Raw genomic sequence first — 12,376 nt, forward strand, 5'->3', positions numbered from 1 at the left:
GGATAGTTATCGTGATTAACGCAATTAAAGAAGATGCTCAAGTTCGTATGAGCAAAAGTATTGAATCGCTTAAAACTCAGATGTCGAAAGTTAGAACTGGACGGGCTCATACTAGTCTTTTAGATGGCATTATGGTTCCTTATTACGGTGTTGATACGCCTCTAAAACAAGTGGGTAATGTGTCAACCGAAGATTCGCGAACCTTAACCGTAACGGTATTCGATGCGAGTTTGATTAGTGCGGTAGAAAAAGCGATTATGAGTTCAGATCTCGGCTTAAATCCGTCTTCCGCGGGTACCTTGATTCGCATTCCGTTGCCAATGTTGACCGAAGAACGTCGTCGTGATTTGATTAAAATTGTTCGCGCGGAAGCAGAGCAGGCTCGGGTAGCAGTGCGTAATATTCGTCGTGACGCAAATGGTGACATTAAAGACTTGCTGAAAGAGAAAGAAATCGGCGAAGATGATGATCGTAGAGCGCAGGACGACATTCAAAAAATTACTGATGCAGCGGTAAAATTAGTCGACGAGGCTTTAGCTGCAAAAGAAGCTGAATTGCTGGAAGTTTAAGCATTTTGGGATTGGAAATTAGCCGTGTCTTGGAACACGGTTTTTTTTTGTAAGTACGAGTAGTGATAATGACGGTATCCGAAGAACAGCAATTACCAATTAAAGACGCCATGCCGAAACATGTGGCCATCATTATGGATGGCAATGGGCGCTGGGCGAAACAACGCGGTAAAATGCGAATGTTTGGCCATCAGGCTGGGGTTAAGTCGGTAAGGCGTGCTGTTAGTTTAGCTTCACAATTAAAAATTCAAACGTTGACCTTGTTCGCTTTTAGTAGCGAAAACTGGCGCCGTCCCGAAGAAGAAGTGTCAAGTTTGATGAATTTGTTTTTAACTGTTTTGCAACGTGAAGTTAAAAAACTTAAAAACAATAATGTACAACTACGAATAATTGGCGATACTTCTCGCTTTAGTCAGAAACTACAACAGCGTATTGCTCAAGCGCAGAGTGATACTGCGGATAACGATGGTCTAGTGCTGAATATTGCTGCCAACTACGGTGGGCGATGGGATATATTACATGCCAGTCAGTTGTTGGCCAGGCAAGTACAAGAAGGTTCGTTGGATATCGAGGATATGACCGAGCAACGCTTTTCTGAAGTGATGGGGCTAGAAACCGCAGGCGATGTCGACTTGTTGATTAGAACTGGTGGGGATCACCGTATCAGCAACTTTTTGTTGTGGCAGGTAGCCTACGCTGAATTGTATTTTTGTGATGTTTTATGGCCAGACTTTGATGAGCGAGCATTTAGCGATGCTGTTGCCGCCTTCGTGAGTCGCGAGCGTCGATTTGGTTGCACTGGTGAACAGTTACAGGCGCAGCTTAAGAATAATCAGTTTAATGAGGGTCATTTTGCTTAAGCAACGAATCATCACCGCATTGGTATTGGCACCGCTAGTGCTTGCCGCTATTTTTAAATTGCCGCTTTTCGGTTTAGGCTTAGTATTTGCCTTGGTCATCTTACTTGCCGCGCGTGAATGGTCGCGGGTTGTTTCCGATAAAAACAATCAACGCCTTAGCTTCTTTTTGATTTTTTGCTTGGTATTTGGACTTAGTCTCTGGCAGATACCGTTAAGCTTGGTCGCTCACTCCATATGGTTTAGTGGATTGCTGGCGGTCGCCGTTATCGCTTGGTCCGCTAGCGTTTATTTATTGGCTTCATTTCCATATCGAGCAAAATTTTGGCATAACAATCATTTCTTTAAAGTCATGGTTGGCTTGATTGTACTCGTTCCGTTCTTCTGGTCTTTACTGTTTTTACGCTCTATCGACGAGGATAATCCACTGGTGGGTGGTGCTTGGGTCGTGTATGTGTTTTCGTTGGTATGGGCGGCTGATAGCGGCGCCTATTTTGTAGGTAAGCGTTTTGGTAAACGAAAACTGGCTAAAAATGTGAGCCCTAAGAAGACCATCGAGGGTTTGCTTGGCGGTTTACTGTTTGCAAGTGTTGTCACTATTGCAGCTTTGGTCTTTTTAGATATTCCCGAAGGTAAAACATTGGTGTTAGTTATCGCCAGTGCATGTACGGTGTTAGCTTCTGTTGTTGGGGATTTGGTTGAGAGTATGTTTAAACGTCAAGCAGGGATTAAGGATAGTGGCACCTTGTTACCTGGGCATGGTGGTTTGCTCGACCGGATCGATAGTTTAACGGCTGCAATGCCGGTATTTGCATTTTTCTTCCTACATTGGATGTAAGCGCTAATGACTAAAACCTTGGTTATTTTGGGTGTGACTGGTTCTATTGGTGCGAGTACCTTGAAAGTTGTGCGAGAAAATCCTAACGCTTACCAGCTGTTTGGAGTAAGTGGGGGCTGGAATGTTGCTGCAATGCTGGCTATTTGTGTTGAGTTTCAGCCTAAATTTGCAGTTATGGCTGACGCCGAAAGTAACCAGCAGCTCCGTATCGCTTTAAGAGATCTAGCGCTTGATACCGAAGTGCTTAGTGATGCTGACTCAATCGTTCAGTTAGCGGCAGAACCTGAAGTTGATATGGTGATGGCGGCCATCGTTGGTGCTGCTGGTTTGTTACCGACTCTGGCAGCAGTTCAGGCAGGTAAAACAGTCTTATTGGCGAACAAAGAAGCCTTGGTGATGAGTGGTGCCATTTTTATGGATGCTGCGCGTACTAGTGGTGCGAAAGTATTACCCGTTGATAGTGAACATAATGCCATCTATCAATGTATGCCTGAAGCGGTTCAGCAATCTCTGGGATACTGTGATTTAAAACAACAGGGTATCAATAAAATTTTGTTGACTGGTTCTGGTGGTCCATTTCTACGTTCTGATGTTGCTATGCTTTCTAGCGTTACACCAAGGCAAGCCTGCGCACATCCCAATTGGAGTATGGGCCAAAAAATTTCGGTTGATTCTGCAACGATGATGAATAAAGGTTTGGAGTATATTGAAGCGAAACGATTATTTAATACCCAACCAAAACAAATTGATGTGATTATTCATCCCCAATCGATTATTCACTCGATGGTGCAGTACTGCGATGGTTCGGTATTGGCGCAAATGGGCCAGCCGGATATGGCGACTCCAATTGCGCATGTGATGGCTTACCCACAGCGCCAAGTTTCGGGCGTAGCGCCTTTAGATTTTTTTAGCCTTGGAGAGTTAACCTTTACCCCTCCCGACTTTTCCCGTTATCCTTGTTTGAAGTTGGCGATCGATGCTTGTTATGACAGTCAAACAGCAACCACTTGTTTGAATGCCGCCAACGAGCAAGCCGTGAGTGCCTTTTTAGCGAAACGAATAAAATTCACACAGATCGCTGACGTTGTAAGCGTTTGTTTAGATGATTTATCGTATATGGGTCAAGACTCGGAACTTTCGGTGTTACTTGAGGTCGACCAATGGGCACGAATGCACGCTGGTAAAGTGATAAAAAGGATCTGTGGATGAACGATGTGATTTGGAATGCCTCCTTTTTTGTTATTACTTTGGGCATTTTGGTTACCGTACATGAATTTGGTCACTTTTGGGTGGCTAGACGTTGTGGGGTAAAAGTTGAACGATTTTCGATCGGTTTTGGAAAGGCTCTTTGGCGGAAAACGGGTACGGATGGCACCGAGTATGTGGTTGCGCTCATTCCTTTAGGTGGCTATGTTAAAATGCTTGATGAACGTGTCGCGCCAGTCGCAGCAGAGTTTCGTTCGCAAGCTTTCAATAATAAGAGTTTAACTCAGCGTAGTGCAATCGTTGCTGCTGGACCTGTTGCTAACTTCGCTCTGGCAATTTTGGCTTTTTGGTTGATGTTTGTGATTGGTGTTCCTGCGGTTAAACCAATTTTGGGCGATATCGAAGCCAATAGTGTGGCGAGTCAAGCGGGTTTACGTGCGGGTCAGGAGATCATTGCTATTGCTGATCAGCGCACCCTAGATTGGGAGAGTGTCAACCTTGCTTTAGTGAGCCACCTCGGTAGTGACTCATTAGCCTTTAAAGTGAGACAAGCAGACTCCAGCCGAGAATCTACGATAATTTTGGATACTCAGGATTGGCACTTAGATAGTCAGCAACAGAGCCCCATCCTGAGTTTAGGCCTACGGCCATATAGTCCTGAAGTTTCTTTACTGGTGGCTCAGGTGGTGAATGGTAAGCCTGCAGACCTAGCGGGGATTCAAGTGGGTGACCGCTTAGTGGCTGTTGATGGCCAAAGATTAAGCCAGTGGCAAGAGTTTGTTAAATATGTTCAGGCTAGGCCTTCACAAACAATACAATTAGAGTTGGCTAGGAATGGACAAAAGCAACTGATTAGTATTTCTCCGGAGGGTCGAGAGTATCAAGGTGTTGTCACCGGATATGTCGGTTTAGCACCAGAAGTGGCGAACTACCCAGAAGAATATCGTATTGATTTACATTATGGTTTTTTTGAATCAATTGGTAAATCCTTGGAACGAACTTGGCATTTAAGTAAATTGACTATCGTAATGATTGGTAAATTAGTGACAGGGGTTGTTTCATTAGATAACCTTAGCGGCCCAATCTCTATTGCTAAGGGTGCGGGAGCAACGGCTGATTATGGTTTAGTTTATTTTTTAGGGTTTATAGCCTTGGTCAGTATCAATTTGGGCATTATTAATCTATTTCCATTGCCGGTACTTGATGGTGGTCATTTGGTATTTTTTGCGATTGAAGCGGTGACAGGTAAACCGGTTTCAGAGCGTGTACAAGAGATAGGTTTTAGGATCGGTGCAGCATTAGTCATGGCGCTTATGGGGCTGGCTATTTTTAACGATGTTATGCGCTTATAACAAATTTAATAGGACGTTTTCTTTTCTTATGTTCAAAAAGCAGTTAGTTGTTGGACTCATTCTGGCTTGTATTACTGGTTCATCTTTTGCTGAAAGTGAATCTGCGTTTACGGTTGCAGACATTCGTATTGAAGGATTACAACGGGTTTCGTTGGGGGCCGCGTTATTACAGATTCCGCTACGCATTGGTGATGACGTTGATAGTGGGCAAATCAGCGATAGCATTAAGCGTTTATATGGCAGTGGTAATTTCGAAGATGTTAAAGTCTTTCGCGATGACCAGACCCTGATTTTTAAAGTCTTAGAAAGACCGACTGTGAGTAATATTGAATACTCAGGTAACAAAGATATTAAAACTGAGCAGTTGGAAGAGTCGTTGCGCTCTTCTGGGATCAAAGTGGGTGAACCATTAGATAAGACCAATTTACGCAATATTGAAAAGAGCCTCGAAGACTTTTATTACAGTGTTGGTAAATACAGCGCTCGGGTAACGGCCATTGTCACGCCGCTTCCACGCAACAGGGTTGATTTGAAATTTAACTTTCAGGAAGGCCTTTCAGCTGAAATTCAACAAATCAATATTATTGGCAATAAGAAATTTTCTTCAGGAGAGTTACTGAAGCGCATTAGTCTGACCGACCGAGCCCCTTGGTGGAATATTCTAGCCGATAAAAAATACCAAAAACAGAAATTGGCTGGTGATTTAGAAACGATCAATAGCTTCTATTATGACCGGGGTTATATCAGGTTTAAGGTGGACTCGACCCAAGTTGCGTTAACGCCAGATAAAAAAGGTATCTATATCACCATCAACGTTGATGAGGGCGAGATCTATAAGGTCGAAAAAGTCGAGCTTTCTGGTAACCTTTTGGATAAAGGTGACGAGATGAATGGCTTAGTGACAATTAAGCCTGACGATACATACAGTGGGGCCGAAGTGACTAAAACGGAAGACTTGTTGTCTAAGTTTTTAGGTCGTTATGGTTATGCTTATCCACAGGTGAATGTCTTTCCTGTGATAAATGATGAAGATAAAACGGTAGTCCTTAATATTAATGTTGACCCTGGGAATCGTATTTATGTACGCCGGGTTAACTTTAGTGGCAATACCATTACCAAAGATGAAGTTCTACGTCGTGAGATGCGACAATTTGAGGGCACTTGGTTATCCAGTCGTTTGGTCGAACAGTCGCGCTCGCGTTTAAGTCGTCTTGGTTTTTTTGAAACGGTAGAAGTTGAGACGGTAAAAGTTCCAGGAACCAATGATAAAGTCGATGTTAATTTCTCAGTGAAAGAGCAGCCGTCGGGCTCGTTTAACGCGGGGATCGGTTTTGGTACAGAATCCGGTCTGAGTTTATCTGCTGGGGTACAGCAAGATAACTTTTTGGGAACGGGTAACAAAGCAGGGGTTAATGTTAGTACCAATAAGTATTCGAAAAATTTCGATGTGAATTTCACCGACCCCTATTTTACCAAAGACGGGGTTAGTTTTGGTGGTCGTTTCTACTACACCGATTTTGAGGCCTCAGAAGCAGGGATCGTCGATTATAATAACGAAACAATTGGCTTGCGAGGCACATTAGGTTTTCCGGTGAATGAAGATAACCGTTTAAGTTTAAGCCTTGGACTGGAGCAAAATAAAATTTCGCAATTGAACGCTTATGCTCAGGTTCAACAGTTCTGGAATATTTATTCCAATCACCGTAATGATGATGGCTCGTTAACTTTCCTGAGTCTTGATACAACACTGGGTTGGACGCGAAATACCTTGAATAATGGTTCGATGCCCACTTCTGGTTCGTCTCAATCCTTTAATACTAAAATAACGGTGCCGAGCTCAGATGTTCAGTATTTCAAAATGAGTTTTGATACCCGTCACTTTTTCCCGATTACCGATAATCATGATTGGACCTTCTCTCTGCGAGGCAAAGTTGGCTATGGTAACGGTTATGGGCAAGTTGACGGCAATGACCAAATATTACCATTTTTTGAAAACTTCTATGCCGGTGGTTATTCAAGCCTTAGAGGTTTCCGTTCTAATTCTGTCGGTCCCCGAGCGCTATATGTAGTTGGTGCTGGTGGTAGCAATCAAATCGCAGCTTCCGAAGATTCGGTGGGTGGTAATGCGATTGCCGTCGGTAGCGCGGAAATAATTTTCCCGACGCCGTTTTTAGATGAAGCCTATATTCGTCAAGTGCGCAGCTCTGCTTTTGTCGATGTTGGTACGGTATGGGATACTGAATTTGATTATGATAAGTACAGTCAAATGCAGTGTACAAGCTATTGTGAGCGCTTTGGTGATTACTCGTCACTCGATAGGATCCGAGCGTCTGTTGGGGTATCGATTCAATGGCTCTCGCCGATGGGCCCCTTGGTATTCTCATTAGCTAAACCAATTAAGAGTTATGAGGGCGATCGCTCAGAAACGTTCTCGTTTAATATTGGCCAAACTTTTTAATTTTGATTTAGGAGTCATCTTTTGAAAAAACTAATTACTGCTGTTGCCTTAGCTGCAACGATCAGCATCCCTAGCTTTAGCGTGCTTGCTGATACCAAGATTGCTGTGATCAATATCGCAGAGGTGTTTAAGCAGTTACCACAGCGAGATGCATTACAGAAAAGCTTGAAAGACGAATTTGAAGTGCGAGTACAAGCGGTTCGTTCTTTAGAAGCCGAAATGCAGCGTTTGTATGATAAGCGTGAGAAAGATGGTGAATTGTTGGGTCAGCAAGAGGTGACCAAAATAACCCGTCAATTAGAAACCATGCAGGCTGAGTATAAAATTAAGCGTAAAAACTTAGAAGAAGATCAGCGTCGTCGCGGTGCCGAAGAGCAGCAAAAACTGATGGTTAAAGTTCAAGATGCGGTTGTTGCCGTTTCTAAATCTAAAGGTTATGACTTGGTATTGCCGTTAGATGCGACAGCCTATTCAGTTGATGCATTAGATATTACCAAACAAGTTATTCAACAAGTGAGTAAGAGCAAGTAACTATGTCTTTGAGCCTTGGCCAAATTGCTGAGCAGCTTGGCTTATCTATAAAAGGGAACGCAGAGCAAATTATTACTCGTATTGCGCCTTTTGAAATAGCCAGTGAGCAAGAAATTAGTTTTTTAACTAATGCGAAATACAAGCCTTTGTTGGCCAGTTGTAAGGCTGGTGCCTTAATCTTGAGTCCGAGCGATGCAGCGGATTTCACTGGCAATGTATTACTGAGTGATGATCCTTATGTGAGCTACGCTTTACTCGCTCAGCTATTTGATAACACCCCTCGCTGTGCAACCGGTGTTGCTGATAGTGCCGTGATTGGTGAAGACGTTCAGTTGGGTAAAGACGTTAGTATTGGCCCGAATGCGGTCATCGAAAGTGGTGTTATTCTTGGTGATGGTGTACAAGTTGGTGCCGGTTGTTTTATTGGCTGTTCTGCAAAAATCGGAGCCAATACTAAGTTGTGGCCAAATAGTTGTATTTACCACCGCGTTGAATTAGGCCGTGATTGTCTGATCCAAAGTAACACCGTGATCGGTAGCGATGGCTTTGGTTATGCCAATAAGCAAGGTCAATGGCTTAAGATCCCTCAAGCCGGTAGCGTTGTGATTGGCGATAAAGTTGAGATCGGCGCTTCCGTATCGATCGACCGAGGCGCTTTAGACAACACGATTATCGAAGACAACGTCATCATCGATAACCAAGTGCATATTGCACATAATGTGACGATTGGTTGTGGTACCGCCATTGCGGGGACCACTGGTATTGCCGGAAGTACTCATATTGGCCGTTATTGTATTATTGGTGGTGGTGTTGGTATTAATGGCCATATTAGTATTTGTGATCATGTTACGGTTACAGGTTATTCGATGGTGACTAAATCGATTAGTGAGCCAGGTATGTTCTCTTCTGGCATGCCAATCCAAGCAAATCGACAATGGCGGAAGTCGATGGCTCGTTTAACTCAAATAGACGAGATGCATAAACGTATTGTGAGCTTAGAGCGTAAATTAGACGCACAGCAAGATTAAAAACTTAGGAATAGATTGTGACCAGTAAATTAAATCGCTTAGAAATTCAAGATATTATGGAATTATTACCGCATCGGTATCCATTCCTGTTAGTTGATCGAGTCCTTGATTTCGAAGCCGGAAAAACCTTACGTGCGGTTAAAAATGTGACTTATAATGAACCGTTTTTTACTGGACATTTTCCTAGTCAACCAGTGTTTCCCGGTGTTTTAATATTAGAAGCTTTAGCCCAATGTACTGGGATTCTGGCCTTTAAATCAACCACAAAACCTGCAGAAAACGAGCTTTACTATTTTGCAGGTATTGATGGTGCGCGTTTTAAAAGACCTGTCGGGCCAGGGGATGTATTACATTTGGAAGTTGAATTGTTACGTGACCGTCGAGGCGTGGGTAAGTTTAATTGTGTCGCTAAAGTCGACGATGAAGTGGTCTGTAGTGCCGAAATTATGTGTGCTCGCCGCGCTTTCAAATAGGTAGAACAAGTTATGATAGACAGTACTGCAGTCATCCATCCTAGCGCGATCATTGAGGGTGATGTAAACATTGGGGCAAATACCCAAGTGGGCGCTTTTACCATTATTCGTGGTGATGTGGAAATTGGTGAAAACTGTCAGATTGCCTCGCATGTTGTGATTAAAGGGCACACTAAAATTGGCAAAAATAACCGTATTTTTCAGTTTGCCTCGGTAGGAGAAGATTGCCAAGATCTGAAATATGCGGGTGAAGATACTTATCTTGAAATTGGCGATAATAATACCATCCGTGAAAGTGTTACGATCCACCGTGGTACAGCCCAAGATAAAAGTATCACTAAAATCGGTAACAATTGCTTATTTATGATTAACGCTCATGTTGCTCATGATTGTGTGGTTGGTAACGGTTGTATTTTTGCGAATAACGCGACCTTGGCTGGCCATGTCACGATTGGCGATAATGTTATTTTTGGGGGGCAGGCTGCGATCCATCAGTTTGGCAAAGTTGGTTCTTACGCATTTGTGGGTGGCTGCGCTGCGGTAAATAAAGACATTCCTCCTTACGTGATGGCTGTGGGTAACTACGCGCGACCAGTTGCGGTGAATACCGAAGGCTTATTACGTCGCGGTTTTAGTAAGGATGCCATTAAGGCTATTCGCCAAGCGTATAAGGTGTTGTACCGTAGTGGTAATACGCTAGAGCAAGCTTTGACCCAGATAGAGCTTTCCGCTGAGCAATTTCCTGAGGTGAAATTACTAGCTGATTTCCTTAAAGAAAACGGTCGTGGCATCGTTCGCTAATGAGGTCTATTTAAACCGATCATTATGGGGTTTGATTTGCCAAAGCCCATAATGATGACGTCCTACGAGTATCGCTCAAAAGCAAATTTGAGCATCAAAGCATCCTCCCGCACGGCATTTTAAATTCTATTCTCCATTTCTTATATATAAGACCCGGCATTGGCCTTATTCGCCTATTTGTTGCACCGGTTTGCGGATCTTCAGAGAGAAGGGTTTTTAGCTGCTAATTAAACAAAAGGCTGCGACACGGTTTTAATGAAAGGAGTGGGGTCTGCTCAGAAGTGAAGCAAGTAAGCGCCTATCGATGACGATGTGCCGAGGGGCTGCTCGGAATATGCTCAGGCATTTTTATTTGCTTGTGGTATTATGCTGGCGGCTGTTTAGATGGCTTAATTTGCTTACTGTTCTAAACTATTTATTTTGCTCGCCAATGAGCCCAATATGTGAATGTTCGAGTCTTAAAAATATAACGTAATGATAAATAAAGATAATTTACACATTGCCATTGTTGTTGGCGAAGTTTCCGGTGATATTTTAGGGGCCGGTTTAATTGCAGCGCTGAAGCAGTATTATCCTAATGCTCGCTTTTCAGGTATTGCAGGGCCATTGATGCAAGCACAAGGTTGTGAGCCATTATTCGATATGGAAGAGCTCTCGGTGATGGGCCTAGTGGAAGTATTAGGACGTTTGCCGCGGATCTTAAAAATACGTAAGCAACTCATTTCGCATTATTTAGCAACACCTCCCGATGTATATATTGGAATTGATGCACCTGATTTTAATTTGGGTGTTGAACTGAAATTACATAAACAAGGGATAAAGACCGTTCATTACGTGAGTCCTTCGGTTTGGGCATGGAAGCAGAAACGAGTCTTTAAAATTAAGCAAGGCTGCAATAAGATTTTGGTATTTTTACCCTTTGAAAAAGATTTTTATCAGCGTTTTGATGTTCCCTGTGAGTTCATCGGTCATACCTTGGCCGACCAAATACCATTGGACAATCCTCAGTTGCCGGCAACTCAGCAATTGGGTTTAGACCCGCATCGTCAAGTTTTGGCCATTTTGCCGGGAAGCCGCAATGCCGAAATTGCACTACTCAGCCCGGTTTTTTTAGATGTAGCAAAACGCTTGTCGGCAGAGCTCCCCGGCTTGCAGCTTGTCGCCCCGATGGTCAACCAGAGAAGGCGTCAACAGTTTGAGTTATTGATCGCGGAACATGCCCCCGACTTAGATATTTTGTTGCTGGATGGTCAAGCGCGGATGGCGATGACAGCCGCAGATGCGATTTTGTTAGCCTCCGGGACGGCAACATTGGAAGCGATGTTGGTGAAGCGTCCAATGGTGGTGGCTTACCGATTTAAAGCGCTAACTTATCGAATCGCCAAGTTAATTGTAAAAGCTAAATTTGCCGCTTTACCTAATCTATTAGCGGATAACATGATTGTTCAAGAGTTCGTGCAAGATGATTGTACCAGTGACAATATTGTTGCGGAACTCAGTCGTTTGTTAAGTGGGGATAATCGTCAATTATTGGCCAAGTTTACTCAGTTACATCAAATTATTCGGTGCGGTGCCGATCAAAAAGCAGCTAAAGCCGTGATTGATGTGATCAATAGCTAAACTCTGGCGTTGCCCTTCATTGGAGTATTCATGACACAATTTGTATATCCTTCAGGCTTTACAGTTTTTGCTGGCGTTGACGAAGTGGGTCGAGGCCCTTTAGTGGGCGATGTGGTGACCGCAGCGGTTATCTTAGATAAGCAAAGACCGATTATGGGCTTGAATGACTCGAAAAAACTTTCCGAGAAGAAAAGAACGCAGTTAGCCGAGCTGATCCGCCAAGATGCAATATGTTGGGCTATTGGCCGTGCATCACCAGCAGAAATTGATCAACTAAATATTCTTCACGCGACTATGCTCGCGATGAGTCGGGCAGTTGCAGCCCTCTCGGTTCAGCCTGAATTTGCATTAATCGATGGGAATCGAGAGCCACAGCTGAACATACCATGTCAGGCGATTGTCAAAGGGGATGGTTTAGTCGCTGAAATTAGCGCCGCTTCTATTATCGCTAAGGTGGTTCGGGACGAAGAGATGAATCAGTTAGATTTAAGGTACCCACAGTATCAATTTGCTAAACATAAAGGCTATCCAACGGCAGTACATTTGGCAAAATTAAAAGAATATGGCCCAATTGAAGAGCACCGTCGTAGTTTCAAACCCGTTAAAAACGTATTAGGAGATCTTTAGTTGTCAGATAGCGTTA

12 protein-coding genes are annotated in these 12,376 nt (G+C 43.5%); all 12 read left to right on the forward strand.

Going from position 1 to position 12,376, the window contains the following annotated elements:
• Positions 1-11 precede the first annotated feature (11 nt).
• The gene (frr, locus tag ACRRSX_RS07330) at positions 12-569 is read left to right on the forward strand and encodes a ribosome recycling factor (RefSeq protein ID WP_432453849.1); all 558 of its coding nucleotides are present in this window, start codon (positions 12-14) and stop codon (positions 567-569) included.
• Positions 570-637: 68 nt separating this feature from the next.
• Positions 638-1,429 (forward strand): polyprenyl diphosphate synthase, encoded by a 792-nt coding sequence (uppS, locus tag ACRRSX_RS07335; RefSeq protein WP_432453848.1) that lies wholly within the window; start codon positions 638-640, stop codon positions 1,427-1,429.
• The gene (locus ACRRSX_RS07340; protein WP_432453847.1) at positions 1,422-2,264 is read left to right on the forward strand and encodes a phosphatidate cytidylyltransferase; all 843 of its coding nucleotides are present in this window, start codon (positions 1,422-1,424) and stop codon (positions 2,262-2,264) included. Before uppS ends, ACRRSX_RS07340 begins: the two co-directional genes overlap by 8 nt.
• Positions 2,265-2,270: 6 nt before the next feature.
• The gene (ispC, locus tag ACRRSX_RS07345; RefSeq protein WP_432453846.1) at positions 2,271-3,473 is read left to right on the forward strand and encodes a 1-deoxy-D-xylulose-5-phosphate reductoisomerase; all 1,203 of its coding nucleotides are present in this window, start codon (positions 2,271-2,273) and stop codon (positions 3,471-3,473) included.
• Positions 3,470-4,822, forward strand: a complete 1,353-nt coding sequence (gene rseP, locus ACRRSX_RS07350; RefSeq protein WP_432453845.1) for a sigma E protease regulator RseP — start codon at positions 3,470-3,472, stop codon at positions 4,820-4,822. Before ispC ends, rseP begins: the two co-directional genes overlap by 4 nt.
• A gap of 28 nt (positions 4,823-4,850) precedes the next feature.
• Complete coding sequence (gene bamA, locus ACRRSX_RS07355) at positions 4,851-7,280, forward strand: outer membrane protein assembly factor BamA (protein ID WP_432453844.1); 2,430 nt, start codon at positions 4,851-4,853, stop codon at positions 7,278-7,280.
• Between the two features lie 21 nt (positions 7,281-7,301).
• Positions 7,302-7,811: an OmpH family outer membrane protein gene (locus tag ACRRSX_RS07360; RefSeq protein ID WP_432453843.1), complete on the forward strand. Its 510-nt coding sequence runs from the start codon at positions 7,302-7,304 to the stop codon at positions 7,809-7,811.
• Positions 7,812-7,813: 2 nt separating this feature from the next.
• Positions 7,814-8,839, forward strand: coding sequence for a UDP-3-O-(3-hydroxymyristoyl)glucosamine N-acyltransferase (gene lpxD / locus ACRRSX_RS07365; RefSeq protein ID WP_432453842.1), 1,026 nt, complete (start codon positions 7,814-7,816; stop codon positions 8,837-8,839).
• 17 nt (positions 8,840-8,856) lie between these two features.
• A complete protein-coding gene (fabZ, locus tag ACRRSX_RS07370; RefSeq protein WP_432453841.1) occupies positions 8,857-9,312 on the forward strand; it encodes a 3-hydroxyacyl-ACP dehydratase FabZ in 456 nt (151 codons plus the stop codon).
• A gap of 12 nt (positions 9,313-9,324) precedes the next feature.
• The gene (lpxA, locus tag ACRRSX_RS07375; RefSeq protein ID WP_432453840.1) at positions 9,325-10,113 is read left to right on the forward strand and encodes an acyl-ACP--UDP-N-acetylglucosamine O-acyltransferase; all 789 of its coding nucleotides are present in this window, start codon (positions 9,325-9,327) and stop codon (positions 10,111-10,113) included.
• Between the two features lie 474 nt (positions 10,114-10,587).
• Entirely contained in the window at positions 10,588-11,733 is a 1,146-nt protein-coding gene (lpxB, locus tag ACRRSX_RS07380) for a lipid-A-disaccharide synthase (RefSeq protein WP_432453839.1), read from the forward strand.
• A 30-nt stretch (positions 11,734-11,763) separates the two neighbouring features.
• Complete coding sequence (gene rnhB / locus ACRRSX_RS07385; RefSeq protein WP_432453838.1) at positions 11,764-12,360, forward strand: ribonuclease HII; 597 nt, start codon at positions 11,764-11,766, stop codon at positions 12,358-12,360.
• Positions 12,361-12,376 lie beyond the last annotated feature (16 nt).

This window comes from Agarivorans sp. QJM3NY_30 (assembly GCF_050870855.2).
In the GTDB taxonomy this organism is placed as follows: Bacteria; Pseudomonadota; Gammaproteobacteria; order Enterobacterales; family Celerinatantimonadaceae; genus Agarivorans.

What these genes read in the sequence shown, in the direction of transcription:
- uppS (WP_432453848.1), top strand. Translation starts at nt 638, where the DNA reads ATGACGGTATCCGAAGAACAGCAATTACCAATTAAAGACGCCATGCCG.
- ispC (WP_432453846.1), top strand. Translation starts at nt 2,271, where the DNA reads ATGACTAAAACCTTGGTTATTTTGGGTGTGACTGGTTCTATTGGTGCG.
- rseP (WP_432453845.1), top strand. Translation starts at nt 3,470, where the DNA reads ATGAACGATGTGATTTGGAATGCCTCCTTTTTTGTTATTACTTTGGGC.
- bamA (WP_432453844.1), top strand. Translation starts at nt 4,851, where the DNA reads ATGTTCAAAAAGCAGTTAGTTGTTGGACTCATTCTGGCTTGTATTACT.
- lpxD (WP_432453842.1), top strand. Translation starts at nt 7,814, where the DNA reads ATGTCTTTGAGCCTTGGCCAAATTGCTGAGCAGCTTGGCTTATCTATA.
- lpxA (WP_432453840.1), top strand. Translation starts at nt 9,325, where the DNA reads ATGATAGACAGTACTGCAGTCATCCATCCTAGCGCGATCATTGAGGGT.
- lpxB (WP_432453839.1), top strand. Translation starts at nt 10,588, where the DNA reads ATGATAAATAAAGATAATTTACACATTGCCATTGTTGTTGGCGAAGTT.
- rnhB (WP_432453838.1), top strand. Translation starts at nt 11,764, where the DNA reads ATGACACAATTTGTATATCCTTCAGGCTTTACAGTTTTTGCTGGCGTT.